Origin of the sequence: Enterobacter cloacae complex sp. IR5402, assembly GCF_049238125.1 — a bacterium.
GTDB classification, from domain to species: Bacteria; Pseudomonadota; Gammaproteobacteria; order Enterobacterales; family Enterobacteriaceae; genus Enterobacter; species Enterobacter hormaechei_C.
The window spans coordinates 251602-278087 of record NZ_JBMKHO010000004.1 but is presented as its reverse complement, the minus strand read 5'-3'; the positions used below and the strand labels follow the sequence as shown (position 1 = coordinate 278087).

Annotated in this window: 33 protein-coding genes; 16 read left to right on the top strand and 17 right to left on the bottom strand. The window is 51.6% G+C overall.

Annotated features, from left to right (window positions below; all coding sequences use genetic code 11):
- The first annotated feature begins 111 nt into the window (after positions 1-111).
- The 14 genes from dksA to ACOTXL_RS10095 all read left to right on the top strand — a co-directional run bounded on the left by dksA (position 112) and on the right by ACOTXL_RS10095 (position 12986).
- Positions 112-567 carry an RNA polymerase-binding protein DksA gene (gene dksA / locus ACOTXL_RS10160; protein ID WP_001155232.1) on the top strand — a complete coding sequence of 152 codons (456 nt, stop codon included), beginning with the start codon at positions 112-114 and terminating at the stop codon, positions 565-567.
- Between the two features lie 59 nt (positions 568-626).
- Positions 627-1517 (top strand): tRNA glutamyl-Q(34) synthetase GluQRS, encoded by an 891-nt coding sequence (gene gluQRS, locus ACOTXL_RS10155; protein WP_032661631.1) that lies wholly within the window; start codon positions 627-629, stop codon positions 1515-1517.
- Positions 1518-1559: 42 nt separating this feature from the next.
- On the top strand, positions 1560-2957 hold the full coding sequence (gene pcnB / locus ACOTXL_RS10150) for a polynucleotide adenylyltransferase PcnB (RefSeq protein WP_071785222.1): 1398 nt from the start codon (positions 1560-1562) through the stop codon (positions 2955-2957).
- Positions 2954-3433, top strand: a complete 480-nt coding sequence (gene folK, locus ACOTXL_RS10145) for a 2-amino-4-hydroxy-6-hydroxymethyldihydropteridine diphosphokinase (protein WP_023324170.1) — start codon at positions 2954-2956, stop codon at positions 3431-3433. Before pcnB ends, folK begins: the two co-directional genes overlap by 4 nt.
- A gap of 123 nt (positions 3434-3556) precedes the next feature.
- A complete protein-coding gene (gene panB, locus ACOTXL_RS10140) occupies positions 3557-4348 on the top strand; it encodes a 3-methyl-2-oxobutanoate hydroxymethyltransferase (protein WP_003856280.1) in 792 nt (263 codons plus the stop codon).
- 11 nt (positions 4349-4359) lie between these two features.
- The gene (gene panC, locus ACOTXL_RS10135; protein WP_045350394.1) at positions 4360-5211 is read left to right on the top strand and encodes a pantoate--beta-alanine ligase; all 852 of its coding nucleotides are present in this window, start codon (positions 4360-4362) and stop codon (positions 5209-5211) included.
- Between the two features lie 31 nt (positions 5212-5242).
- Complete coding sequence (panD, locus tag ACOTXL_RS10130) at positions 5243-5623, top strand: aspartate 1-decarboxylase (RefSeq protein WP_022647084.1); 381 nt, start codon at positions 5243-5245, stop codon at positions 5621-5623.
- A 325-nt stretch (positions 5624-5948) separates the two neighbouring features.
- Positions 5949-6560 carry a fimbrial protein gene (locus tag ACOTXL_RS10125; protein ID WP_023324169.1) on the top strand — a complete coding sequence of 204 codons (612 nt, stop codon included), beginning with the start codon at positions 5949-5951 and terminating at the stop codon, positions 6558-6560.
- 85 nt (positions 6561-6645) lie between these two features.
- Positions 6646-7389, top strand: coding sequence for a fimbrial chaperone (locus ACOTXL_RS10120; protein WP_032608525.1), 744 nt, complete (start codon positions 6646-6648; stop codon positions 7387-7389).
- Positions 7390-7470: 81 nt separating this feature from the next.
- On the top strand, positions 7471-10065 hold the full coding sequence (locus ACOTXL_RS10115) for an outer membrane usher protein (protein ID WP_045350395.1): 2595 nt from the start codon (positions 7471-7473) through the stop codon (positions 10063-10065).
- A 38-nt stretch (positions 10066-10103) separates the two neighbouring features.
- On the top strand, positions 10104-10673 hold the full coding sequence (locus tag ACOTXL_RS10110) for a fimbrial protein (RefSeq protein WP_032610176.1): 570 nt from the start codon (positions 10104-10106) through the stop codon (positions 10671-10673).
- Between the two features lie 26 nt (positions 10674-10699).
- The gene (locus ACOTXL_RS10105) at positions 10700-11263 is read left to right on the top strand and encodes a hypothetical protein (protein ID WP_023324165.1); all 564 of its coding nucleotides are present in this window, start codon (positions 10700-10702) and stop codon (positions 11261-11263) included.
- A gap of 14 nt (positions 11264-11277) precedes the next feature.
- On the top strand, positions 11278-11880 hold the full coding sequence (locus ACOTXL_RS10100; RefSeq protein ID WP_045350396.1) for a fimbrial-like protein: 603 nt from the start codon (positions 11278-11280) through the stop codon (positions 11878-11880).
- A gap of 20 nt (positions 11881-11900) precedes the next feature.
- The gene (locus tag ACOTXL_RS10095; RefSeq protein WP_052686667.1) at positions 11901-12986 is read left to right on the top strand and encodes a fimbrial protein; all 1086 of its coding nucleotides are present in this window, start codon (positions 11901-11903) and stop codon (positions 12984-12986) included.
- Positions 12987-12989: 3 nt separating this feature from the next.
- Here ACOTXL_RS10095 and ACOTXL_RS10090 read toward each other — a convergent pair whose 3' ends face one another.
- The 4 genes from ACOTXL_RS10090 to ACOTXL_RS10075 form a co-directional block, all read right to left on the bottom strand.
- Entirely contained in the window at positions 12990-14237 is a 1248-nt protein-coding gene (locus ACOTXL_RS10090) for a polysaccharide deacetylase family protein (RefSeq protein WP_003856293.1), read from the bottom strand.
- Between the two features lie 63 nt (positions 14238-14300).
- Positions 14301-14741 (bottom strand): PTS sugar transporter subunit IIA, encoded by a 441-nt coding sequence (locus ACOTXL_RS10085; RefSeq protein ID WP_003856295.1) that lies wholly within the window; start codon positions 14739-14741, stop codon positions 14301-14303.
- 112 nt (positions 14742-14853) lie between these two features.
- Complete coding sequence (locus ACOTXL_RS10080; RefSeq protein ID WP_023324161.1) at positions 14854-15624, bottom strand: ABC transporter permease; 771 nt, start codon at positions 15622-15624, stop codon at positions 14854-14856.
- Entirely contained in the window at positions 15621-16547 is a 927-nt protein-coding gene (locus tag ACOTXL_RS10075) for an ABC transporter ATP-binding protein (RefSeq protein WP_003856300.1), read from the bottom strand. The genes ACOTXL_RS10080 and ACOTXL_RS10075 overlap by 4 nt, the downstream gene beginning before the upstream one ends.
- Before the next feature lie 107 nt (positions 16548-16654).
- Between ACOTXL_RS10075 and can the strand changes: the two genes are divergently transcribed.
- Positions 16655-17317 carry a carbonate dehydratase gene (gene can, locus ACOTXL_RS10070; RefSeq protein WP_003856301.1) on the top strand — a complete coding sequence of 221 codons (663 nt, stop codon included), beginning with the start codon at positions 16655-16657 and terminating at the stop codon, positions 17315-17317.
- Between the two features lie 64 nt (positions 17318-17381).
- Here the strand turns inward: can and hpt are convergent, their stop codons facing one another.
- The 12 genes from hpt to ACOTXL_RS10010 form a co-directional block, all read right to left on the bottom strand.
- Positions 17382-17918, bottom strand: a complete 537-nt coding sequence (hpt, locus tag ACOTXL_RS10065; protein WP_039671414.1) for a hypoxanthine phosphoribosyltransferase — start codon at positions 17916-17918, stop codon at positions 17382-17384.
- A gap of 207 nt (positions 17919-18125) precedes the next feature.
- A complete protein-coding gene (locus tag ACOTXL_RS10060; protein ID WP_032673037.1) occupies positions 18126-18314 on the bottom strand; it encodes a hypothetical protein in 189 nt (62 codons plus the stop codon).
- 8 nt (positions 18315-18322) lie between these two features.
- A complete protein-coding gene (locus ACOTXL_RS10055) occupies positions 18323-18937 on the bottom strand; it encodes a tail assembly protein (RefSeq protein ID WP_039273152.1) in 615 nt (204 codons plus the stop codon).
- An 11-nt stretch (positions 18938-18948) separates the two neighbouring features.
- A complete protein-coding gene (locus tag ACOTXL_RS10050) occupies positions 18949-20610 on the bottom strand; it encodes a terminase large subunit (protein WP_045350397.1) in 1662 nt (553 codons plus the stop codon).
- On the bottom strand, positions 20594-20950 hold the full coding sequence (locus ACOTXL_RS10045) for a phage terminase small subunit P27 family (RefSeq protein ID WP_045350398.1): 357 nt from the start codon (positions 20948-20950) through the stop codon (positions 20594-20596). The genes ACOTXL_RS10050 and ACOTXL_RS10045 overlap by 17 nt, the downstream gene beginning before the upstream one ends.
- Positions 20951-21080: 130 nt before the next feature.
- Complete coding sequence (locus ACOTXL_RS10040) at positions 21081-21233, bottom strand: hypothetical protein (protein ID WP_162184623.1); 153 nt, start codon at positions 21231-21233, stop codon at positions 21081-21083.
- The gene (locus tag ACOTXL_RS10035) at positions 21226-21669 is read right to left on the bottom strand and encodes an HNH endonuclease signature motif containing protein (protein WP_045350399.1); all 444 of its coding nucleotides are present in this window, start codon (positions 21667-21669) and stop codon (positions 21226-21228) included. The genes ACOTXL_RS10040 and ACOTXL_RS10035 overlap by 8 nt, the downstream gene beginning before the upstream one ends.
- The gene (locus ACOTXL_RS10030) at positions 21669-21962 is read right to left on the bottom strand and encodes a head-tail connector protein (protein ID WP_045350400.1); all 294 of its coding nucleotides are present in this window, start codon (positions 21960-21962) and stop codon (positions 21669-21671) included. Before ACOTXL_RS10030 ends, ACOTXL_RS10035 begins: the two co-directional genes overlap by 1 nt.
- Complete coding sequence (locus tag ACOTXL_RS10025; protein ID WP_032673047.1) at positions 21959-22297, bottom strand: phage head closure protein; 339 nt, start codon at positions 22295-22297, stop codon at positions 21959-21961. The genes ACOTXL_RS10030 and ACOTXL_RS10025 overlap by 4 nt, the downstream gene beginning before the upstream one ends.
- Positions 22294-23529: a phage portal protein gene (locus tag ACOTXL_RS10020; protein ID WP_045350401.1), complete on the bottom strand. Its 1236-nt coding sequence runs from the start codon at positions 23527-23529 to the stop codon at positions 22294-22296. Before ACOTXL_RS10020 ends, ACOTXL_RS10025 begins: the two co-directional genes overlap by 4 nt.
- Position 23530: 1 nt before the next feature.
- Positions 23531-24091: an HK97 family phage prohead protease gene (locus tag ACOTXL_RS10015; RefSeq protein WP_019077813.1), complete on the bottom strand. Its 561-nt coding sequence runs from the start codon at positions 24089-24091 to the stop codon at positions 23531-23533.
- A 51-nt stretch (positions 24092-24142) separates the two neighbouring features.
- The gene (locus ACOTXL_RS10010; protein WP_045350402.1) at positions 24143-25309 is read right to left on the bottom strand and encodes a phage major capsid protein; all 1167 of its coding nucleotides are present in this window, start codon (positions 25307-25309) and stop codon (positions 24143-24145) included.
- Between the two features lie 288 nt (positions 25310-25597).
- Here ACOTXL_RS10010 and ACOTXL_RS10005 point away from each other — a divergent pair, with 288 nt between their 5' ends.
- Complete coding sequence (locus ACOTXL_RS10005; protein ID WP_039671529.1) at positions 25598-26068, top strand: hypothetical protein; 471 nt, start codon at positions 25598-25600, stop codon at positions 26066-26068.
- Between the two features lie 47 nt (positions 26069-26115).
- Here the strand turns inward: ACOTXL_RS10005 and ACOTXL_RS10000 are convergent, their stop codons facing one another.
- Positions 26116-26451: a hypothetical protein gene (locus tag ACOTXL_RS10000; RefSeq protein WP_023309421.1), complete on the bottom strand. Its 336-nt coding sequence runs from the start codon at positions 26449-26451 to the stop codon at positions 26116-26118.
- Between the last annotated feature and the right edge of the window lie 35 nt (positions 26452-26486).

The window sequence follows — 26486 nt, the reverse complement described above, 5'->3', positions numbered from 1 at the left end:
TGTCAAGTGTTACGTTTAGATAATTGCCATACGGAAAAGCATCTGCTATTTATAGCGACCTGATTTTTCCCCCAACACGGGGATCGATAGTGCGTGTTAAGGAGAAGCAACATGCAAGAAGGGCAAAACCGTAAAACATCGTCCCTGAGTATTCTCGCCATCGCTGGGGTGGAGCCGTATCAAGAGAAGCCGGGCGAAGAGTATATGAACGAAGCCCAGCTGTCGCACTTCAAGCGTATTCTTGAAGCATGGCGTAATCAACTCAGGGATGAAGTCGATCGCACCGTTACACATATGCAGGACGAAGCTGCTAACTTCCCGGACCCGGTCGACCGTGCCGCTCAGGAAGAAGAGTTCAGCCTCGAACTGCGTAACCGTGACCGCGAGCGCAAACTGATCAAAAAGATCGAAAAAACGCTGAAGAAGGTCGAGGACGAAGATTTTGGCTACTGCGAATCCTGCGGTGTTGAAATCGGTATTCGTCGCCTGGAAGCGCGTCCAACAGCCGATCTGTGCATCGACTGTAAAACGCTGGCAGAAATCCGCGAAAAACAGATGGCTGGCTAACGCCTGCCCTCTCACTACTCTGCTAAGGCGGGAGTCTCTCCCGCCTTGTTACCGTTGATATGTCTGAATCTCACTATATCGGGCGCTTTGCGCCATCTCCCTCCGGTGAATTACACTTCGGCTCATTAATTGCCGCGCTTGGCAGCTACCTACAGGCTCGCGCCCGTCAGGGTCAATGGCTGGTCCGCATTGAAGATATCGATCCTCCGCGTGAAGTTCCCGGTGCAGCAGAAACTATTCTGCGTCAGCTGGAACATTACGGTCTTCACTGGGACGGCGACGTACTCTGGCAGTCTCAACGCCATGATGCCTACCGTGAACGTCTGGCGTGGCTTGCTGAACAGGGCCTTTCCTATAACTGCACCTGCACGCGGGCGCGAATTCAAAGCGTGGGTGGCGTTTACGACGGCCACTGTCGTACGCGGCACAACGGTCCTGAGAATGCTGCCGTACGGCTGATACAGCGTTCTCCGGTGACGCAGTTTACCGACGTTCTCTCAGGAACCATTCAGGCGGATGAACGCCTGGCGCGTGAAGATTTTATTATTCACCGTCGTGATGGTTTGTTTGCCTATAACCTGGCGGTGGTTGTCGATGACCATTTCCAGGGCGTCACGGAAATCGTGCGCGGGGCGGATCTGGTTGAGCCTACCGTGCGGCAAATATCGCTTTACCAGCAGTTTGGCTGGACGGTGCCGGATTACATCCATCTGCCGCTGGCGGTCAATGAACAGGGAAATAAGCTGTCGAAACAGAATCATGCCCCGGCGCTGCCTGACGGCGATCCGCGCCCGGTTTTGATCGACGCGCTGCGATTTCTCAACCAGAATGTAACGCAGGAATGGCAGGATCTGAGTCTGGATGAATTGCTGAAAACGGCCATTGCTGACTGGGCGCTTATCGCCGTGCCAAAAATCCAGCATTCTCAAATGCGTTGCGCTGAGCTATGATTAGCCGCTTTTTTGATAACAAAACACACTATGAGGTGTACTATTTTTACCCGAGTCGCTAATTTTTGCCGTAAAGTGCTGAGCCGCGAAGAGAGCATGGCGAACGACGCTATTGCACAGCCACACATGTCGGTCATTCCGCGTGAGCAGCACAATATTTCCCGCAAAGATATCAGTGAAAATGCCCTCAAGGTGCTCTATCGTCTGAATAAAGCAGGCTACGAGGCCTATCTCGTCGGCGGCGGGGTGCGCGATTTACTGCTGGGCAAAAAACCAAAAGATTTCGACGTGACGACCAGCGCCACACCTGAGCAGGTGCGTAAATTATTCCGCAACTGCCGTCTGGTTGGCCGCCGTTTCCGTCTGGCGCACGTGATGTTTGGACCAGAAATCATTGAAGTGGCGACCTTCCGCGGTCACCACGAAGCGGGCGTCAACGATCGCACGACTTCCCAGCGCGGCCAAAATGGCATGCTGCTGCGCGACAACATCTTCGGCTCTATTGAAGAAGATGCTCAGCGTCGCGATTTCACCATCAACAGCCTTTACTACAGCGTGGCGGATTTTACCGTGCGCGATTACGTCGGCGGTATGCAGGATCTGAAAGACGGCCTGATTCGCCTGATCGGCACGCCGGAAACGCGCTATCGCGAAGATCCGGTCCGAATGCTGCGCGCCGTGCGTTTCGCCGCCAAGCTGAACATGCGTATCAGTCCGGAAACCGCAGAGCCGATCCCGCGCCTGGCGACGCTGATTAACGACGTCCCCCCTGCCCGTCTGTTTGAGGAGTCGTTAAAGCTGCTCCAGGCAGGCTACGGGTTTGAAACCTACAATTTGCTGCGTGAATACAACCTGTTCCAGCCGCTGTTCCCGACCATTACCCGCTACTTCACCGAAAACGGTGACAGCGCAATGGAGCGGATGATTGCACAGGTGCTGAAGAACACGGATACCCGTATTCATAACGATATGCGCGTGAATCCGGCGTTCCTGTTCGCGGCCATGTTCTGGTATCCGCTGCTGGAAACGGCGCAGCGCATCACTCAGGAGAGTGGTCTCGCCTATTATGATGCGTTCGCGCTGGCGGCAAACGACGTGCTGGACGAAGGCTGTCGCACGCTGGCGATCCCGAAACGTATTACCACGCTGGTGCGTGATATCTGGCAGCTTCAGCTGCGTATGTCCCGCCGTCAGGGTAAACGCGCCTGGAAGCTGATGGAACATCCTAAGTTCCGCGCCGCGTTCGATTTGCTCTCTCTGCGTGCTGAAGTCGAAAGAAACCAGGAGCTACAGCGTCTGGCGCAGTGGTGGGGAGAATTTCAGGTCTCTGCACCACCAGAGCAGAAAGATATGCTTACGGATCTGGATGACGAGCCGGCACCGCGCCGTCGTCACCGTCGCCCGCGCAAACGCGCACCGCGTCGTGAAGGCACGGCATGACCCTTGCGTATATCGCCATCGGCAGCAATCTGGCCTCTCCGCTGGAGCAGGTTAACGCTGCCGTGCAGGCGCTGGGGAAGATCCCGCAAAGCCGCATCGTCGCGCTGTCCTCATTTTACCGTACGCCGCCGCTCGGCCCGCAGGATCAGCCTGATTATCTGAACGCCGCCGTGGTGCTGGAAACGACCCTTGACGCAGAAACGCTGCTGGATAATACCCAGCGTATTGAGCTACAGCAGGGTCGCGTCCGCAAAGCCGAACGCTGGGGACCGCGCACCCTCGATCTCGATATTATGCTTTTCGGCCACGAGGTGATTAACACCGAACGCCTCACCGTTCCGCATTACGACATGAAAAACCGCGGGTTTATGCTCTGGCCGCTGTTTGAAGTCACGCCCGATCTCACCTTCCCTGACGGCGCCTCGCTGCAAGCCGTTCTGCAAAATCTCAACGCGGATAAACCGGCCCGCTGGTAATCCCGCCTCTGCATCGATTAACCATTCCTTATTTGCGGTTAATCGATTGCCTAAAATCATTGTTCCCTCGAATGTTACTGTTAGAATGCGCAAAGATTCGCTTTTGGGCCATCAGGAAACAGTATGAAACCAACCACCATCTCCTTATTGCAGAAATGCAAACAGGAAAAAAAACGCTTCGCCACTATCACCGCGTATGACTACAGCTTCGCAAAACTGTTTGCCGAAGAAGGGATCAACGTCATGCTGGTCGGGGACTCGTTAGGGATGACGGTACAAGGACATGATTCCACTCTGCCGGTCACGGTCGAGGATATTGCTTACCATACCCGCGCCGTGCGCCGGGGTGCGCCCGCCTGCCTGCTGCTTTCCGATCTGCCGTTTATGGCGTATGCCACCCCGGAACAGGCCTTTGAAAATGCGGCGACAGTGATGCGTGCTGGCGCCAATATGGTCAAAATCGAAGGCGGCGCCTGGCTGGTCGATACGGTAAAAATGCTTACCGAACGCGCCGTGCCGGTTTGTGGTCATTTGGGGCTGACGCCGCAGTCTGTCAACATCTTTGGCGGATATAAGGTGCAGGGCCGAGGCGATGCGGCGCAGACGCTGTTTGATGATGCCGTGGCGCTGGAAGCCGCGGGCGCACAGCTGCTGGTGCTGGAGTGTGTACCGGTTGAGCTGGCTAAGCGTATCACTGAGGCGCTGTCGATTCCGGTGATCGGCATCGGCGCGGGCAACGTCACCGATGGCCAGATTCTGGTCATGCACGACGCCTTCGGGATCACCGGCGGCCACATTCCAAAATTTGCTAAAAATTTCCTGACAGAAGCAGGCGACATGCGTGCTGCTGTGCGGCAGTATATTGCCGAGGTTGAGTCCGGCGTTTATCCGGGCGAAGAACACAGTTTCCATTAAGGAGTCCAGGTGTGCTAATCATAGAAACTCTGCCGCTGCTGCGCCAGCATATCCGCCGTGCACGTCAGGAAGGTAAACGTATCGCCCTTGTTCCAACCATGGGCAACCTGCACGACGGCCATATGAAGCTGGTCGATGAAGCGAGAGCCCGTGCAGATATTGTGGTAGTCAGTATCTTCGTTAACCCGATGCAGTTCGATCGCGAAGACGATCTGGCGCGTTACCCACGTACCTTGCAGGAAGATTGCGAGAAGCTCAAAAAACGTCATGCGGATATCGTCTTCGCTCCGGCCCCCGCAGATGTATATCCCCAGGGCACCACTGAATCGACCTACGTCGATGTGCCGGGTATTTCGACCATGCTGGAGGGCGCCAGCCGCCCGGGCCATTTCCGTGGCGTTTCTACCATCGTCAGCAAGCTGTTTAACCTGGTGCAGCCGGACATCGCCTGTTTTGGCGAGAAAGATTTCCAGCAGCTGGCGCTGATCCGCAAAATGGTTGCCGATATGGGCTACGACATTGAGATAATCGGCGTACCGATTGTGCGTGCGAAAGATGGCCTGGCGCTCAGCTCCCGTAACGGCTATCTGACCGCCGAACAGCGTAAAATTGCGCCGGGTTTAAGCAAAGTCATGAATACCATGGCAGAGCAACTGCTGGCAAAAGAGTTAACCGCAGAAGAAATTATCGCTCTGGCTGAACAGGCGCTGAACGAGAAAGGTCTTCGTGCTGACGACGTTCAAATTCGGGATGCCGATACGCTTCTGGCGCTTACAGAGACCAGCAAACGTGCGGTAATTCTGGTGGCGGCATGGCTCGGCCAGGCCCGCCTTATCGATAACAAAGTGGTTGAACTGGCGTAGTTTTACTACCCGGAAGTGAAAGGTAAACGTAATGATTCGCAAAATGCTACAAGGTAAGCTTCACCGTGTGAAAGTCACCCAGGCCGACCTGCACTATGAAGGCTCCTGCGCGATCGACCAGGATTTTCTCGACGCGGCGGGTATTCTCGAAAACGAAGCTATTGATATCTGGAACGTTAATAACGGCAAACGCTTTTCAACGTACGCGATTGCCGCTGAACGCGGATCTAAAATCATCTCCGTTAATGGGGCAGCAGCGCACTGCGCGGACGTAGGCGATATCGTCATTATTGCCAGCTTTGTGATGATGTCTGACGAAGAAGCACGTCGCTGGCAGCCTAAAGTGGCCTACTTTGAAGGCGATAATGAAATGAAACGCATTGCGAAGGCAATTCCTGTTCAGGTTGCCTAAGCCAATAGTACTGTTATAAATTACCCGGCAAAATAGGTTGGGTAATTTATACATAATTAAAATGAATAGCGTTCTTTTTATATATTTTTATTAATATATTAAAGTCACCCTGCCGAACACCTGATCATCAAAATGATGAACAATTATTATCACTCACTATTAAATAATCACATTGGCTTAAAGATCGTTTAAGTATTTCTAACATCTTACGGCTTCTCACAACCATTACTCATCACTTAGAATCCTTTTCCCGAAGCATCTGTTCGGAACGAACATAAGCCTTGCTTATGTGCACTTTTCTAGCATTTAAATATGGATATAAAAAATGTCTTTTAATAAATTAGGTCTGGCAACTGTAGTAGCAATGGTTCTGAGTGCGGGTTCTGCAATGGCAGCTGATATTCCTTCAGATACAGGCACTATTACTTTCCACGGTATGGTTTCTAATAACACCTGTAAAGTATCCCTGGATCAGAAGATTGACCAGGATGGTAATGATTTTGACGTTAACCTGGATACCGTGTTTGTAAAAGACTTCGCTAATGCGCTGGGTACCACCAGCACCCTGGGAGAAAAGAAATTCTCCCTCACCCTGACAGGTTGTGATTCTGCTACCGTCAAACAGGCATCCGCTCAGTTTGATTCCTGGGCGGGTTCTTCTTCAACTTCCGGCGGTCTGCTGGTTCCACCATCAAACACTCAAGGCGCCGCTAAAAACGTCAATCTGGTACTGTCAAACGATGGCAACTCCGCTACCGATCAGATCAAACTGGATCAGACCAACAATACCCAGAAAGCAACGATTGATACCACAGGCGCAGGCGCACTTTACTACCGTGTAGCGTATACCCAAGGTCAGAACTGGGATGCGGCCAACAACCCAGTGTCAGCTGGTGTGGTTCAGGCACAAGCTGCATTCACCATGATCTACGAGTAATTTTAAAAGCATAGATAAAATGCTCATATTATCCCCTGACGTACGTCAGGGGACTATTGATATCATTCCAACAGGAAGTGGAAAAATGTTAAGCACATCATTTTATAAAGGATTTAAAGCTGCCTGCTTTACAGTTGCTGCTGTCGCGTCATTCCAGGCAAGCGCAGATATCGTTATTTCGGGAACACGTATTGTTTATCAGCAGTCGCAAAAAGATGTCATCGTTTCTTTAGACAACCGTGGCAAAAAGCCACTATTAGTTCAATCATGGATCGATGACGGTCGCGATGACACCAATCCACAGGAATTAAAACTTCCTTTTATTATTACTCCACCAGTATCCCGAATTGATCCCCAAAAAGGTCAATCCGTTCGGATCTCGTACCTGGGTGGTTCATTGCCGCAAGATCGCGAATCCCTATTCTGGTTCAATGTGCTCGAGATTCCACCGAAGTCAAAAGTGAAAGACGGTGAAAATCCTAACCAGCTCCAGCTGGCATTCCGCACACGTATTAAACTCTTTTTCCGACCTGACGGCCTGAAAGGTACGCCAGGAAATGCAGCAGCCAGGGTAACGTGGTCGCAACAAAAACAAGGTAATACGCTAAACCTGATTGCACACAATGATTCCCCTTACAACGTTTCTATTTCAAATGTAAAGCTGAAATCAGCAAATAAAGAGTACCAGGTTGAGCATAAATCTATTTTACCGTTTAGTACTCAAATAATGCAGGTAAAAGGTTTAGGTAGTACTGCCACCGGCACTGTTGCTTACGAAACCATTAATGACAATGGCGGCTCTGATACTTTTGAAAGCAAAGTAAACTAATAACCGCATCACTGCCACATTATAAATATAATACGTATGAATGATTCATAGCATTCATACGACGACTTGTCTGGATGAAGCATGCTATTTCAACGATCAATTTTATGTCTCGCAATCTGTGCAGCATTTCCTCTGCATGCCAGCGAGACTGAAAAAAAAGCTGTAGACACCTCATCCGAAACAGAATCGGCCATTGAATTTAATGACCAGTTCCTTATCGATAATGGTGGAGGTATCAATGTCGATCGTTATGCTTATGGCAACCCAGTTCTGCCAGGTACTTACCGTGTAAAAGTGAATTTGAATGGCAATTCAAAATCCACGGTCGAGATGGCATTCATTGATAACAAAACGCCACGTGCCTCAGCATGTCTGACTAAACTCACGCTGACACAGGCAGGCGTTGATACCAGCATATTAGGCGATGATGTCAAAGACGACGAAACGTCTTGCGTAGATATCAAAAAATATTATCCCGGTGCTTCTGAAAATTTTGATAGTAGCAAGCAGGAAATGGATCTTAATTTCCCGCAAATCTACGTGCTTAAGCTTCCAGCAGGGTATGTCGATCCTTCATTATGGGATAATGGTGTTCCGGCCGGATTACTTTCATACGATCTTAATACCTGGCACAGCGAGTCAAACGGCACCAATTCAGATACCGCTTATGCGGGCTTGCATTATGGCCTGAACGTGGGGCCGTGGCGTTTACGTTCTCGCGGCAGTCTGAACTGGGACAGTGATAATGGCACACATTATTCCAGCCAGGATATATACCTCCAGCGAGACATCACACCACTTAACGCACAGATGGTAATGGGTGATTCCTACACACGCGGTGATGTCTTTGACTCGGTGAGCCTGCGTGGTGCGCGTATGTATAACGATGACCGCATGCTCCCGCAAGGCACCTCTGGCTACGCGCCAGTAATTCGTGGTGTGGCAAACAGTAACGCCAAAGTTAGCGTTATGCAAAGCGGCAATAAAATCTATGAAACCACCGTTCCACCCGGTGCTTTCGAGATCAATGACCTCAGTACAACAGGCTATGGTAATGATTTGATTGTCACTGTAGAGGAAGCCGATGGAAGTAAACGGACGTTTACCGTTCCGTTCTCCTCAGTTACACAAATGCTCCGCCCTGGCTCCAGCCGCTGGGATGTGGGTATAGGTGAGCTGAATGATGATTCATTGCATGATAAGCCAAACGTTGGCTACGCAACTTACGCGTATGGTCTGAATAATACCTTTACCGGTTACGTGGGTGCGCAATATACGGATATGGATTTCTACGCCGGCCTGCTTGGTCTGGCTATGAATACCCGTATTGGTGCATTCGCTTTAGATGTTACCGGGTCCTATGCCGATATCGACGGGCTGGACACGCTTAAAGGGCAGAGTTATCGGCTGACCTACAGCAAAATGCTTGAAGCCACTAACACATCTCTTAACGTGGCAGCTTATCGCTTCTCAACAGAAGATTATCTCAGCCTTAACGATGCCGCCTCATTGCAGGACAGTATTCACCACGAGGAATATGGCAATCGATCTTATGACAGCAATGCCGAGCTTTATGCTGATTATCAGCGTACCAAAAACCAGATACAGGTCAGCCTGAACCAGCCATTGAATGTTAACGGTGATGAATACGGCTCACTCTATATTAGCGGTACCTGGCAGGATTACTGGAATAATTCCAGCTCCACTTCCGACTACAGCGTGGGTTACAACAATAGTTTTGCTTACGGTAGCTATAGCGTTTCTGTGCAACGCACGTACAACGAAACAGGGGAAAAGGATGACAGCGTTTATTTAAACGTCAGTATTCCATTCAGCATATTCAATAAGGATAACGCGCAGTCAGGCGGATTTAATAACGTCAACATGAGCCTGCGCACTGATTTAAAAGGCGGTACCAGTTTTAACTCTACGGCAAGCGGCAACTCCAAAAACAGCGAAGTGAGCTATTCCGTTAGCGCCTCATCAAGCGGGGGAAACTACGGCAACCTGAACCAGGTCAGTGGCTATAGCTCATGGAACAGTCCTTACGGGCCGCTCGGTGTCTCGGCGTCCTTTGGCGATGACAATAGTAAACAGTATTCCGCGAGTTATAACGGCGGAATGGTTGTTCACTCGGGTGGCGTTGTATTTACATCAGGCAGTATCGGCGAAACGGATTCACTTGCGCTGGTAAAAGCAAGTGGCGCAACGGGTGCTCGGCTGGGTTACGGCCAAAGCCGCATTAACAGTTCCGGGTACGGGATTATGCCGTATATGTCAGCCTACAGAGAAAACCGAGTATCGCTCGATATCAGCACTCTCGAAGCAGACGTTGAAATCAAAAATACAAGCGCAGTTGCCGTACCTCGCAATGGCTCCGTTGTATTTGTGAATTTTGAAACGGATGAAGGCCGTTCGCTTGTTCTGGAATTACAACGTTCTGATAACGGCTTTATTCCGCTAGGTGCTGACGTTCTGAATGAGAAAAACGAATCTATCGGAACGGTAGGCCAGGCAGGACAAGCTTATGTACGCGGTGTGGAAAACAAAGGCGCTCTCCGGGTGGTATGGGGAAGCGATGGTTCCAGCTCCTGCACGGTGCATTATCAGATTCCTGAAAATGCGAAGAAAGCAGGCTTAACCACGATTCTGAGTAATCAACAGTGCCAAATGTAATGATGTTAAAACAGGGAATCACACCCATGGGAAATAATATGAAGAAAAATCATTGCGGTTATTCATTAATCGCATTAGCAATGTTAGCGATGTCAGGTTCTGCTGCGGCAGCCGATCTCAATGTTAACTTTACTGCCAATATCCGCGAAACCACCTGCGATATGAAACTGGTCGGCGATACGGGTTCAGATACGCAGCAAACGCTGACTATCGGTAATAACGGACAGGTACGTTTAGATGATGTCAAAGCCGGAACGGCAAATGCCAATTTCAAAATTGTGCTCGTTGAATGCCCGGCATCACTGACCTCATTGAAAACCAAAGTATCGGGAACAAGATCTGGATATTTGTACTCAGGCCTTATTAACCAAATACAAAAAATCGACGGAGGTGCAGACTACTCTGCTGTTGAGATTGCCAGAGCCAGCGCACCGGATGCCCCGTTTATCATTAACTCTGAGGACGATAACGAGCGCCTGGTCTGGAGTCCGACAGAAATCCAGAATAAGGAAGTTGCTCTGGTGGCCACCTTACGTGAAACACAGGAAAACAGGATGACCATAGGTGATTTTCAGGCCGTGGCGACCTTTGAATTTATCTACGAGTGATTAGTGCAGGAAAACGGAGCAACATTATGAAATTCAATTTTACTTTTATCGCCCTGTCCGTTTCTGCCCTTCTGTTCTCGGGAATGGCAAGCGCAGCTATTACAGGCACCCCTAGTGTCGAATTAACGATTAAATCAAAAATTGTATCAGGCACATGTACCGCAAAAGTACTTAACGATGCAGGCACAGCTTCCACTGAAATTGCGTTCGGCGACGTATACAAATCCGATCTGGTGAACAAAACCCGTGTCGAGCCGCTCAAGATTAGTTTCACCAACTGTTCTGGAGTAACCAAGGCAACGGTGTCCGCTGCGAAAGGCGCTGGTGGTGAATGCAGTGGCGTCAACAAGACGGGTGATTCTTACTCCGGCGGCTTAGCAACGGGCTTTGAGATCTGGTCGGGTGTTGTCGATACTGGCGAGCTTATGAGCTGCAACACGCCTCCGGCTGCTAAGGATGTCACCATTACTGATGGTACCGGTGAATTCCCGATGAATTCCCGTATCGTTATCGGACAAGGCCAAACCATTGCTGAAGTAGGCGCGGGGGCGGTTAATGCGCCAGTCACGTTTACTATCACTTATCCATAATACCAGGAACCAGCATGCAACAATCACCGTTTACTTTATACCAGCCCGGTCTTGTGTTGCTTATGGGCTTGGCTGGTGGCATCTTGCCTGGCGTAGGCCAGGCAAGCTCAGGATTAGACGTAAATATTACCGCTAACATTGTTAATAGCACTTGTAAGATGACCGTGGAAAATGACGGCGAAATTTATCTCCCCAATGTAATGCGCAGCTGGTTTTATAACCCGGATGGTAGCGATCGTTTTACTGCAACCGATGATGCAGGCGGTACGCCTTTTAAGATCCATGTAGATGATTGCTATGGAGACAGCAGTACGGCTAAAAAGCTGAGTTTTAGCTTTTCGCCGCAGTCGGGTTTCTGGCCAGGACAAAATCAGGTTTTCAAAAGTGATGATACCGCCGCAGGCGCGGCAAAAAATGTCGGCGTCGTCGTTTTCTCTGAAAAATATAAAAAGAATGTTTTAAACAACGACGGCACGTCAAAAATCACTTATGACGTAAGCGGTCAGGATACTGCATTTTTAACGGATTATCAGTTCTATGCCCGATATCAAAATATTGGCGTAGTGGCTGGTGGTGTCGTTACCAGTAAAGTATTTGTTGACGTCACTTACGAATAATAATCAGAACAGGAAAAAGGATGAGAATGTTCAACTTTATAAGACAGGGTTTCACCGTGAAAGGCACAATGGCGTTTGCCATGGCGAGCGTGTTATTTACCCTCAGCCACTCCTGCTGGGCAGAGGAGTGCCGAATGAATAATGGAAAAGGCGGCACAACCACGCTGATCAATTCCGAATACTCAGGTGGCACCGTACGTCTTCCCCCTCCGGGTAATTATGCCAGTACTCTTTTTAACGTTAACCTGACACCGGGCATTCAGGCCAAATGTGGTATGGGGGACGATGGTTTTAACCTCGTGTCACAAACAAACCCGACCTTGCTAAAGGGGAGCAGTTATGGCAGGGCTATGTTTGAAACAAATATTCCGGGGATTTATTATTCCGTAAGGGTCCACACCGCAGAAAGTGACGGAGGCATGGGTGGCTATTTCGCTATGAATACTACTGACTGGACTACCGTTGCATCCTCCGGAAATTCTGATCCCTGGGATGAAAAATGGATAAACACCTCAGTTCAAATTTATATTGATGCAGGTTACAGAGGCAACCCGAACAAAGAAACCTCAATCAGACCCAAACCCGGCACTCTGGGTAAAATGGCTATTGGTAATCCAAATGATTCTAACAACCAACCATGGACATTTGTGGTCAACGAAGACTCATTCCAGATCCCGATCGTTCTTCCAACCTGCGACATGGCTATGCTATCGGATGGGACTAATAATGTTAACCTGGGAGAATATTATGTTTCAGACATTAAAAATAATCGGGTTAAGGATATCCCTTTTTCAATTAGCTTAAGCAATTGTACCAGTGTGGCAAATATCACAACCAAACTCACCACCTCAAAGCTAACCGGAAAAAATAATGATCTTCTTGGAAATACGCTTTCGTCCGGAGCTGAGGGCGCAGGCGTGAAAATTATGTATAACGGAACCTCTCAACTCCTGCCGAATAATCCTGACTCATCCTATGTCATAACGGATTACCAAACCCCGGAATCCAAGCAAATTAATTATGTTGCTCAACTGGTAGCAAACGGAAGCACAGTGAAACCGGGGTCGTTTAAAGCCACCGGCGTATTCACCCTTTCATACGACTAACCGCTATCCCTGCGGCTGATTACTGATCAGCCGCGACATCGTCTCCAGTGAGTCCGTTCTTAATATATACAAACGCTTCAACAGGAACGGATTATCCCCCGGCTTCACCTTCCCTTTCACCGTGGTCACCGCCAGATGAAACCCCGCATCGTTCGCCGCTTTAATCGCTTTATTGTCATAGCCGCCAAACGGATACGACACATACAACACGCGCGGGTTGAACTGCGCCAGTGCACGACGTGATCGTTCAAAATCAAACAGGATCACGTGATAGCTACGGCTCAACAGGATGGGGTGTTTATAGCCATCCACGCGATGCAGGAAATGGGTGTGAGACTGAATGTCGAACACATCCTGGATGCCCTTGATTTCCTGAACGCTCATAAACTGTAGCGATTTTGGATCCCACTTCTGCGGATGGCCTTTGATACGTGATGAAATTATAAACGCCGTCGCGTTGAAGCCATATTCTTTCAGAACAGGGTACGCGTAGCGGCTCACCGATTTGAGACCATCATCAAAGGTGATCACCACTGCTTTCGCGGGTAGGTTCATCTTGTTACGCACGTACCCTTCAAGCTGGTACATCGTCAGCGTGGTATAGCCTTGATCGCGTAACCAGGCCATCTGATTATTAAACGCACGTACGCTGGTCGTCGTGGAGGTATGTCGAAAACGGGTGTTCTCTTCATCACGCAAAATATGATGGTAAGTCAGAACCGGTAGCCCGTTATCTTCCTGTGCATCGAGGCTGCTGATCCACGCCAGACGATTACCGATACGGATCTGAAACCATGTCTGGTTCAGGCGGTCTTTCAGCTTATTCAGAATCGGATAGCGAAGATTGGCGCTTAAGGTGCCAAAGGGCGCGCTTCCGCTGCTGGGGGCGTTATACACCGGCGTGTCTTTCCAGGTAATGAGGTTTTGATTACTGAGCGGCTTGTTCAAGTCACCCAGGCTATCCTCAACGCGTTGTTTGCCCTGAACTTTTTCAAGGTGGTCTTTATCAATAAACCCCGTACCGAATCCGAAACGAAATTCATAGTAATCCGCCGCGGCCGGAAAGACAGCGAGGATCTGCCCGGCGCGAACATTCCCTACATTCACAACGGCATTTCCCACCTGCGCCCAGATGGCCGCATCTTCGGTGGTTTGCATATATTGGGCAGGAAGGCCTTGCTGACTGGTCAGGCTGGCAGACGCACCACCGGAAACCAGCAGCAGAAGGATAAAGATAACGCGCATGAGCATGGGATATAAATCGATACGGAAAATCAGTCGCCATTGTAGCAAAAGCGACATCAATACCAATGTTTAATGCTTATACAGATCGTGAAGCAGAACGAAAGGCGGGTTCTTCTGCTGCTGGTGCCACAGGCTGCTCACGCCCGGGGAGCCCTGCGCCACAATGGCGTGGCGAAACTCAGCGCTGCTCAACGTTGCGCGCAGCGGATACATCGCTTCGAGTAAAGGCAGGCTGATACCGGAGATCACTTCACAATTATCATGCTTATGGCTCATTAACGCCGCTGAACGGTAAGGCGCCGCGCCCGATTTGTCGGTGAGAAAAATCACGCCATCACCGGTGTCGGTTTCATGCAGCGCGTCGCACATCATCCGGCTGAGCATGTTGGTGCTTAACCCTCGCCAGTAATTTACAGCACGGCATTGCGCCAGAGGGCCAAACCGGGCCTCCAGCTTCAGCAGCATTTCCTGCGCCACTTCATCGTGGCAGGTGATCACCCATCCCAGCATAACGTCTCTCCTTAGCAGGCGAGTAGTTTACCGAAGTGAAGGTTAGTTTACGGTGATAACTGTCAAAGAAAGCGCCCGGCAGACGGTACGTCGCCGGGCAGAAGGCAGAGGATTAGCTACGCAGCCCACGTCCACGCTGGATCAGATACCAGCACAGCAGGTAGAAGGCGATAATGAACACCACCAGCACCACCACCGTGGTAAACAGCGGGACATCGGTAATGCCGAGGAAACCAAAGCGGAAGCCGCTGATCATGTAGACAATCGGGTTCAGGTGCGACAGCGCCTGCCAGAACGGCGGCAGCAGCGTCAGGGAGTAAAACACCCCGCCCAGATAGGTCAGCGGCGTCAGTACGAAGGTCGGGATCAGGCTGATGTCATCGAACGTTTTGGCGAACACGGCGTTCAGCAAGCCAGCCAGTGAGAACAGGATCGCCGTCAGCAATAATGTGAGCGCCACGAACAGCCACGAATGCACCTGGAACGGGACGAAGAACAGCGAAATCGCCGTCACCAGAATACCCACGCACAGCCCACGCGCCACGCCGCCGCCCACGTAACCGGCGATGATGACGTGCGTTGGCACCGGCGCCACCAGCAGCTCTTCAATGTTGCGCTGGAACTTGGCGCTGAAGAATGAGGACGCCACGTTCGCGTAGGCGTTGGTGATCACCGCCATCATGATCAGGCCCGGCACGATAAACTGCATATAGGTGAAGCCGTGCATCTCACCAATGCGGGAGCCAATAAGGTTGCCGAAAATGATGAAGTAGAGCGTCATGGTGATCACCGGCGGCACCAGGGTTTGCACCCAGATACGCATAAAGCGGTTAATCTCTTTCGCCCAGATGCTTTTCAGCGCGACCCAGTAAAGATGCGTCATGCCTTGTCTCCTTGTTTGTCGTGCACCAGAGAGACAAACAGCTCTTCCAGTCGGTTTGCTTTGTTACGCATGCTTAATACCTGAATGCCCTGCGCACTCAACTGTGAGAACACGCTGTTAATACCCTGCTCGCGCAGCACTTCTACCTCCAGCGTCGAGGTATCGACCAGGCGATAGTTGTAGCCCTCCAGTTTCGGCAGCGCGCTTTTCGCCGCCAGATCGAGGATAAAGGTCTCTGATTTGAGCTTGGAGAGCAGATTCTTCATCGAGGTGTTTTCCACCAGCTCACCGTGCTGAATGATGCCGATATTGCGGCACAGCATTTCCGCCTCTTCCAGGTAGTGCGTGGTCAGAATGATGGTGGTGCCTTTGTCGTTCAGATCTTTCAGGAAACCCCACATGGAGCGACGCAGTTCAATATCCACACCAGCGGTCGGCTCATCAAGGATAAGCAGCTTTGGCTCGTGCATCAGCGCGCGGGCAATCATCAGGCGGCGCTTCATCCCTCCGGACAACATCCGCGCGCGCTCGTTACGTTTCTCCCACAGATCAAGCTGTTTCAGGTACTTTTCGCTGCGCTCAAGCGCCTCTTTGCGCTCCACGCCATAGTAACCCGCCTGGTTAACAACAATCTGCTGTACCGTCTCAAACGGGTTAAAGTTGAACTCCTGCGGCACCAGCCCCAACTGGCGCTTGGCGTTGACCACATCTTTTTGCAGATCGTAGCCAAACACGCTGACGCGGCCCGAGGTTTTATTGACCAGTGAACTGATGATCCCGATGGTGGTGGATTTCCCTGCCCCGTTCGGCCCCAGAAGCGCGTAGAAATCTCCCGCTTCGACTTTAAGATCTATCCCGCGCAGCGCCTGAACGCCCCCCGGGTAGGTTTTTTTGAGCTGTTCAAGCTCCAGTGCAATCGCCATGAATTCAACTTACCTTAAGTTCTGACACACGTTGTGTGGTTTCATTAAAAGTCGGGTTACCCTATAGTAGCGCAACGCAATCACTTGGTTACAGGTCGCTAACCTCCATGAACGACATTGATACACTCATCAGCAACAATGCACTATGGTCAAAAATGCTGGTGGAGGAAGACCCCGGATTTTTTGGAAAACTCGCGCAAGCGCAGAACCCGCGCTTTCTCTGGATTGGATGTTCCGACAGCCGCGTCCCCGCCGAACGTCTGACTGGTCTTGAACCTGGCGAACTGTTTGTTCACCGCAATGTGGCTAACCTGGTTATTCATACCGATCTCAACTGCCTTTCGGTTGTTCAGTATGCCGTCGACGTTCTTGAGGTTGAGCACATCATTATTTGTGGTCACTACGGCTGCGGCGGCGTGCAGGCGGCAGTCGAAAATACAGAGCTGGGGTTAATCGATAACTGGCTGCTGCACATTCGTGATATCTGGTTCAAACATAGCTCACTGCTGGGCGAAATGCCGCAGGAGCGCCGTCTCGACACGCTGTGTGAGCTGAACGTGATGGAGCAGGTGTATAACCTGGGCCATTCGACGATTATGCAGTCTGCCTGGAAACGCGGGCAGAAGGTCTCTATCCACGGCTGGGCGTACGGTATTCACGACGGCCTACTGCGCAATCTGGAAGTGACCGCCACCAACCGCGAAACGCTGGAACAGCGTTACCGCTCGGGAATTGCCAACCTCAAGCTTAAGCACGTTAACCATAAATAACAAAGCCGGGGGTTTTCACCCTCTCCCTGTGGGAGAGGGCTGGGGTGAGGGCATCAGCCCGCAATTATTCGTCCAGAATCACCACTTTCCCAACATACGGCAGATGGCGATAACGCTGTGCGTAATCAATGCCATAACCCACCACGAACTCATCCGGGATGGAGAAACCAACGAACTCCACCGGCACCTGCACTTCACGGCGCTCAGGCTTATCCAGCAGAGTACAAATCGCCAGTGATTTAGGTTCACGCAGGCTCAGGATCTCACGCACTTTAGAGAGCGTGTTGCCGGAGTCGATGATGTCCTCAACAATCAACACATCTTTGCCACGAATATCTTCATCCAGATCTTTCAGGATTTTCACATCACGGGTTGTGGACATGCCGCTGCCGTAACTGGAGGCGGTCATAAAATCGACCTCGTGCGGCACCTGCACTTCACGGCACAGGTCTGCCATGAACATGAAAGAGCCACGCAACAAACCGACCAGCACCATTTCGCTGCCGCTGTCCTTGTAATGTTCGGTGATTTGACGACCCAGTTCGGCGATACGCGCTTTGATCTCGGCTTCCGGGATCATCACTTCAACAATATGTTTCATAACCTATATATCTCACTGATTTTAATCGGTTAAATTCAATCTCACACTATGCAATTCAGTAAATATTGATACACCTATTGATATACGGATTATCGCACAAACCAGAAAAAATGCGAAAGCATGAGCACCGAGGAAAGGCGGCGAGTATACAGCATCGAGCAAAATAATAAAAAAAGCACCGCATGATGTCGGTGCTTTAATGGTTGTTTATCGTCTGGGGTTTTCCGGTTTACGCCACTGATAAGGCGGAGACTTCATGCGTTGGCGGTGCCGCTGTTTAGCGGCCAAAACCATAGCTGTTTTAGTGCGAATTACCAGCTTATCCTGCCCGTTAAGTTCATGGCCCTCGCGACTAGCAATCTCTTCCAGGGCAGCGATAAGTAAAATTTTATTCATATGAGCCTCTATTGCTGATCTTCCGCATAGATTCCGGCAGAGATAATCGCACCGCCTATTTCTCGCTGACCATAAAGCAAAGGAACAGGATTACCGGATGCTGTTGTATTGACGGGCCCACCAAACGCATAGGAAGGTTTGTTATCAGGCTCCTGCCGCATTCGCAGACCAGAGACCTGAGGGGAAAGCATTTGCACTACACCGCCAACGGCCATTGATGCGCCAACAAGGGCAACATTTAATGCTGCGCCCTTTCCTATGAGTGCTGCGCCAGCGGGGCCAAGAGCTATCCCTCCAGCAATTAATGCAGCGCCAAGAACAGCCTGAAACAGCCCTGCACGTTTACTACCACGGATTACCGGGATTATTCGCAGTTCATCACCTGGCCCAAGCGTCTCAAACTCTTCATGCCCAATATTCCGGCGGTCGCGGAATATGACAAAATCCAGGCCCTTTGCCCGAGCCTCGCGCAGGTATGCATCAAATCCATCAATGGTGTTAGATAGCGCCCTGAATACTTCATTGGCAGACGTTAACGCGCGGCGATGTGTCCTGCCAAATCGCTGAGCCATTGAGCCGCTGAGTTTTATCGTGGTTTTCATAGTAGTTAATACCTGTTGCATATTACCCCCTGTCAGATACCGTTAAATGTCGCCAACCGTTGTTTGTGGTTATCGCTCATATCGAAAGCAAAATCCTCATGCTCGGCCTGGAAGGTGCCGAACGCCATCAGCGCAGATACCGCCGGGTCTATCTTGTTGGAGGATTTCTTTTTGTTGGGCTTGATATTGGCATTGGCGTCGGACTCCATCACCACGTTTCCAATCGCCCAGGCCAGAACCGGATCGCCACGATGGCGCACCACCTTGCGGTTAACAAAAACCTCAAAGGATTTCGCTACCGGGCTGAATTTCAGATAGGTTTGCGGGAACGGCTCCACATCGAGGCCAGCCCCCTGCAACTGAGTGCGCAAGTGTGTGGCGTTCCACGTATCAAAGCCCACCAGCCGGATATTGAATGTTTCAGCGTCGCGCAGGATATCGTCACGGATGCGGTCATAGTCGATACAGTCGCCGGGGGTGGTGCGTATCCAGCCCGCTTTGACCCACTGGCGGTAGATGGCGCGGTTTTTGTTGGCGACGTTAAGTAGCTGGGCTTCCGGCAGATAATGACGGGTCAGCAGGCGGATCTCCCTGTCGAACGGGAAAGCGTAACTCACGCTGGTGATGTCGCTGGTAGAGGACAGGTCAAACCCGGCGTAGCACTCCATTCCGGCCAGATCGTCTTCGTTATAGTCGAGCGCACAGGCATCCCATGCACCGGCACCCATCCACGGTGTGGAGCCCTGACACCAGATATTGAAACGTTTGGTCAGCATTTCCACCCACTGCGACGGTATGCCCCGCGCTTTCTGGATGGTGGATTCCAGTTTCGCTGAGTCAACGGACACATGCAGGTTAGGGTTAGCCTTGATCCACATTTCAGGCTGCTCAACCTCACTTTCGTCGTCCAGTTCGTAGATCAGGACAAACAGCGAATCGTTGCTCTCTTCCCCGGCCAGAATCTGGCAGCAGTAGTCATAATGCTGTTTACAGGCAGAGACAACGTTACTCCCGGCGGTAGTGATGGCGAACAAAATCGCCTCCGGACGTGCGCCCATACCCAGCTCGAGGGCGGAATAAACGCCGTTATCCGGGTGAAGGTGGTATTCATCGACAATCGCCAGACTGGGGTTAGTCCCTTCAATGGTGGCCGCTTTCGCCGCCAGCGGCTTTAACAGGCTGTTGCTCTTCGGAAAAATGACCTTATGCGCCTGGATATTGACGCGCTTTTTCAGCGGTTTCGACAGCAGGCACATCTGGCGGGCATCGTCGAACACGATTCGGGCCTGATCACGACTCACCGCCGCCGTGTAGATATCCTGCTGGCCCTTCTCCATCACCAGAAACCAGTTAGCCAGCATGGCGGCCACGGTGGATTTGGCGTTCTTGCGCGGTACTTCAATAAAGGCGCTGCTGTACTTGCGGCGCCCTGAATCCCTGACCTTAAAGCCCAGCAGGTTAGCAAAGGTGAACTGCTGCCAGGGCTCCAGCTCGATAGGCTGGCCCCGCAGCGGGCCTTTAACGTGTGGACAGAGCCGGGAGAAGGCAATAAACCGCTCTACGGTCGCCGTATCGAACTCATAACGGGGGTCATTGAGGTCGGAAAAGTACCTTTCCACGGCCTGTTTTACGCGCTTACAGGCCGGAATTTCGCCCGTTTTTATCGCATTTGCGTACTCATTCCAGACTGTCAAGTTCGTCTTCCTCTTCCGTTTCCACCGGATTCCGGCGGCGGCTTACCGGATCAAAGCCCAGCAGCGACGACATTTTAATCATGATTTTTTCAGCGTCGGCCTTTGCGCTCAGCGCCGGATTTCGGCTCTCGCCGCCCTGGCTGTTAACAATGCTGAATCCACGGCTGGCAAGGTCTTCCACGGCTTTGCGGTACATCGAATAGTTGACGCAAAAAAGCTCAAGGTTGTTCCAGTCGGCGGGTGTCAGATCGCCACGCTCGGCCAGTTGCTTCGCTTTCGCTTTCCACTGCTGCGCGGCTAACTCATCAAGGTAAGCTGGCGGTTTTGGTGGTCTTGCCATAAAAATTTCTCGTTTCCATCGCGTTTTATTTTCAAAAAAATCACCGTGCGTAAAAATTTGAGGGGGCAGGCGGTGCCTTGCGTCTGGGGTTTTGTCCTGAAAACCTCCCCCACCCCGTCCATGCGGCCTGTCAGCGGTTGCGGAAGCATTCCATCACCTCCCGCTCACGTTCGCTCATGCGCTTCACTGGCTGGCGCTCATTGCGTCTGGTGCGGGCCCGCACAAAGCCATCACGGCATCGGGCCAGTGACTGATACAGATTCACCACGTCTTTCTCATTCATCGCTGGCCTCATACATCCAGTTATTACGCAGTGCTGCCCGCTCTTCCTGCTCGATGTAGAGCCCTGCTTTACGATTCGCTTTGGTGATGGGGTCCTGCTGCGTGGTCTTCTGGTTATGATGTGTCTGGCATAACGGCTGGTGGTTCCACTCCGGCCAGAACAGAACATCATCACCGCCATTGATAGGGATGATGTGATCGACAATCTTTGCAGGAACGTAGAGGCCCAGCTTCTGGCACTCAACGCACAGCGGATAGCGCTTAAGGTACTGAGCGCGGTACTTCTCCCATGAGGCTGAATAACCACGGGCGCGTCGGTGGCCGCGTCTGGCATCCTCTGCCCGCCACGCTTCCCGCCTGTGCTCGTCACACTTGCCGGACCTTACCCGCTTATTACATCCCGGTTCGGTGCACCGGCGCATTGGCTGCCATGGCATCAGTACACCCCCACATCACGATAGACAGACCACAGCGCAGAGATAGCCAGCGGAACCTCTTTCGCCTCAGCATCGGCAATCATCGTGCGGTACTCGTACAGCTGAGAGACGTACATCAGGCAACCAATCTTGATAGCCGGGGTGAGCTCCAGCCCGTTATCAAACCGCTTGCCGATATGCTTCTGGCAGACCTCCAGCGCCGCATCGATGTACGCCTGAATCAGCGCATCCTCCTCAGAGCCATCAACACGACAATGCAGCTTTGCTTCAGTCAGGGTGATTTCAGTAGTCATTTCTCGGTCCCCTGTTTGCAGAGAATCTCAAGGCGCGTCATACCTGAGTCCGGTATGGGCGGCCCGATAATGTTGAGCGTCGCCCCGGCAAACGGGCCAGTCAGCACCTTCAGACGGTTGGCAGCAGTAATATCTCGACGGAAACGCACCCAGACACGGATCGTTGCTTCGGCAACCTCGGCACCAGCCGCTACCAGTTCACGACCGCTGATCCCCTTAACCTCAGCCCAGATGGTTTCCCCGTCTTCCCAGATCTGAATAACCTGACCAGATGGATCTCTGTGAGTAGTGAATACCCGGATAGTTACCCGGTTTCTCAGTCCCCCGGCTCTCATGCGTCACCTTCCTTGCCGTCCTTACTGATCTTCACTTCCTGCTTCCATGCCTGGCTAAACTCATCACCACCGTCACGCGGCGGCATCCCCTCACGCTCACGGGCTTCGTTCGGGTTCATGATCCCGTTCTTGATGCCTCGCTCATAAGTGGCGTAACGCTCGGTTGGCGTGGCGCGGAGAAGGTCAGCAGAGTCAAACTCCACCTGATAGCGGGTTCCCGGAACCGGGGAGGCCACCAACAGCGCAGATTTGATTTGTTGTTCGAAGTTCGCCAGCCACGGGCGCATGGTCATGGTGAGAAAGGCGCGGCTCGCTTCGCTAAAGTTGCTGTAGGTGCTGTTGCTGTATTCCTGGAGGAAAATAGGCGACACGTTGAACATGCGGGCAATGTCTTCGATGGTGAAGCGGCGAGAGGCCAGCCATTCGGCATCCTGGTTGCTCATACCAAGCTGCTTGTAGTCCATCCCACCTTCAAGGATCGGCACTTTCCCAGCATTTTTAGCGCCTTTGTACCGATCCAGCGCATCCATAGCCTGCTTGCCCTTCACGCTGTCGAGATACTCATTTGTGGTTATGACTCCCGCCGCCATCATGCCATCTTTCATAACGCTGGCACCGTGGCGCTGCTGAGCCAGACCTAACCCCAGCGCCTCGCGGCAGATGGAAATTGGAGAGCGCCCCAGAAAACCATCATCGGTGGCATAGCGAAGATGCAAAATCTCTTCCTGGAGGTAAGTGCGCACAGCCCCGGTAAACGGCTCAGTAATGGTGTATTTGTACTTATGCTGGCCGATACGCTCAGGAACAACCGCCCCCGGCGCATACGGATGCAGGGATTGCGGCTGACCGTCGCGCCCCCACTGGATCACCGCATAGGCGTTACCGTTCAGCAAACAATGACGCATCATTGTGCGTTTAAACTGGTAAGGCGTCTGGCAGTCGTTCGGCTGCTCGTTCAGGAGAAAATCCACTGGGTGATTACTCAGCCATTCTCGCGCCTCACGACCATTATCATTACGGACGCGGTAGAGATAGCAGGGCATTGTTGCCACCGCCTCACTGATAACTGATACGGCGTTCATGACCGCCGGCAGAGATTCCGCAGTACCCGCAGACACATACTCGCCTGATCCGGTATTTGGAATCCCTGCCATCGCCAGCCACTCATCAATGGTCATACTGCGCTGTTCGGAGGGTTCAGACTTACGGCCAAACGGCCAGATATTCCACATATCAAAGCCCCGCTAATTCAGCCCAGCGGCGACGGTTATCGCCAGCGCGGCGCAGTTCAGGATGTTGGGAGAAAAGCGAACGGTGCGCGATTTCCACGCCAGACTCAGGATAAGCAGGCATAGAGGTAACGGTAATCTCCCGCAGTTCGGCAGCGGTAACAGTGCGCAGGTATGGAGACTGAGCAATATCCCACGCCTCTTTCAGCGCACGAAAACCGAAGCTCATGCCAGAGATATCCCCGCGCTCCACCAGCTCCAGCACATCGTTGCCAAGCTGGGTATTCGGCGGGGTCAGCTCGAAGCGCAGCCCGGTATCGTCTTCGGACAGCACCAGCGTGCCGGATTTGGTGCGGCCCAGCAGCTGGGTATAGTTATGCTCGTACAGCGCACGCACATCGCTACCGGATGCCAGGCTGTCTTTAAACGCTCCCGGCGCAAACTGCTCGCGGAACTCGTCCCAGATAATTTCTGAGAGACTGTTCCAGCGCACGGCATAGCCCACCAGCTTTTTGTTGCTGGCGCTCACTTCGGAGGTACGGATTTCAAAATCGATTGTTTTCATTACTGGACTCCACAGAGGGCAAAAAGGGGCCGAAGCCCCTTAAACGTCAAATCAGGAACCGGAGCCGGAAATCTCAAGCACCTTGATGGCGTTGGAGTCCACCACGCCGCCGCCCAGGTATTTATCGGTATGCACCTTGTAGAAACCCGGTTCGGTGATGTTGTCAGGACGGGTACGCACGCCAGTGGTGTGATCCACGATGAAATATCCACGCTTGAAGTCGCCAACCGCGAGGAACGCTTTACCTACCTCCGCATCCGGCATGGTTTCCAGATACTGAACAGGACGGCCCAGCAGCGTATCGGGAGAACCGGCAACCAGACGATCGCGCCAGATGTAATCCCCGTTGTGGTTTTTCAGCTTTTGCAGCGTAGCGGCGGTGTTGGAGTTCATCACCCATACGGCGTTTTTGCGGTATTTGGCTTTCAGCTTGTACAGCAGATCGATAAGTCCATCAGAGGACGGGCTAGCGGTCTCCATCTTCTCCAGCGTACCGAACGGGCGGGTTTTATCGGCAGTGGCCGCGCGAGGGTAAGACAGGAAGCCTTTGGATTTTTTGTCACCATCGCCATTAACCAAATCGTTCTCTTCGGTGGTGGTGAAGGTGTCGGCAATTTCAGAAGACAGCCAGCCCAGAATATCTACCTCGGAGAAGTCGAGAATCTCCTGGGTGGTTTTCGGGTAGGCGTAGATCGGGTTGAGTTTGATATCAACGCGCTCCATCTTCGGCGTGCTGGTTTCGGTGCGTGGTTCACCTTCGGTACCGCGATTAACGGTAGTGCCGCCCACAGATACCAGCTTCTGGTATTCGTTGGTTTTGGTGGTCTTCACCGTTGCGATGGAGCGCATCACGCTATCATCCTGCAACTGGCGCATAATCTCTTTGTCCAGCTCAGGGATAACGGTATAGCCGCCGTCAGCCTGCACCAGCGTGGAGAGAGAGCGGGTATCACCGGTCATGATGTAGTGGCGCAGCTCGTCGTTGCTTACAGGCTCACCTTCAACGGAAGTGCCAGGCAGATTGCGCTGATCGTCGGCGACGGCTTCAAGACGGGTGATTTCAACTTCGAGGGCATCAGCCTGGGCGCGTAGTTCATCGAACTTTTTGCCCTCTTCTTCGTTCAGGCTGCGCTTTTCGGTGTCGGCTTTGTCCAGCATGGAGCGCATCTGGGTTTTGAGTGCGGTTTTCTGCTGGCGTAATTCGAGTAGTTTCTTCATGGAGTGGTTTCCGTATCAATTAACGTAGAGACGTGAAACCAGCGCTTGGAGGGGAGGCCGTTAAATCTTTTTCTGCCTCTCGCAGGCTGTACTCGCTACAGCTTGACTTAACGGCCAGTGGCGGCTCACGTCTGAGTGCCACTCTTCAAGATATACATAATAATCAATGAGTAAACACCTCTATGTTGTCGCAAACAGCAGCGAAAACAGGAGAACAAATAATTTACAAAAGCAGGAATAAACCATATTGTTTTGAGGTTTACTTTTTACTCTGGACGAGGGATTAACATGTCTGACCACAACATCATGCAGGCTCTTTTTAACCAGCAGCGCATTCAGATAATGCATATCGGAAAGCATCACGATGAGTTCAGTAATGCTTACCTGTATGCTTGGGAGTCTGGAGTTTATCCAGCTCTCCATGATACGGACGGTAGCATCCCGCAAAAACCCCATGAACCCTTTGCTGATTTTTTCACTACCTCAAAGGAAAAAACACTTTTTCTTGCCAAGCGACTTGATGATGCATGGATAAAAAAAGAAAGGCTCACCTTCTACGCGCTAGAGGATGAACTTCAGGTTCGATACAAGCCTGAATGGGAACGAGGTGATCTCTTAGGAATTTGCCGATATTTTTACCTCGACCGTCGTTTCGATCAGAAGTTCTGGGAGACGCTGATTACTAACGGAGAATGCCCCTCAGAAGCCCACGGCATTATTGATGTATTCGAACGGGGAGAAGATATTTATTTCATGTAGTCTTGACGGCCTGGAGAAACCAGGCCTTTTTTTGCTAAGCAGGATGATTATTCTTTATCCAGCCCCCACTGATAGAAAGCCCAGCTTGCTGTTGATTGTGCGCTATGGATAGCGTTCTCAAGGCCAGAGGTTGGGTACGACAAATCAGCCGCCATCCTCTGTAGAAGATCGAGGTAAGCGCTGGCGTCTTTCGACAACTCTTGCCCCCCTTCTTCCAGCCCAGACTGGTACGCTTCCAGATCAAGCTTTTCAGAAGTGACAAAAGCGCTCAGTGCCAGAAAATCCGTCACCGTAATCTCATCTTTATTTGAAAGCTCATCAACGGCGCTGTAGAGAAACTTAAGATCGCTCATATGCCCGTTATCTTTGCCAATCAGTTTCATTAATGACCTCTTTATTTTTCACGTATATATACAAA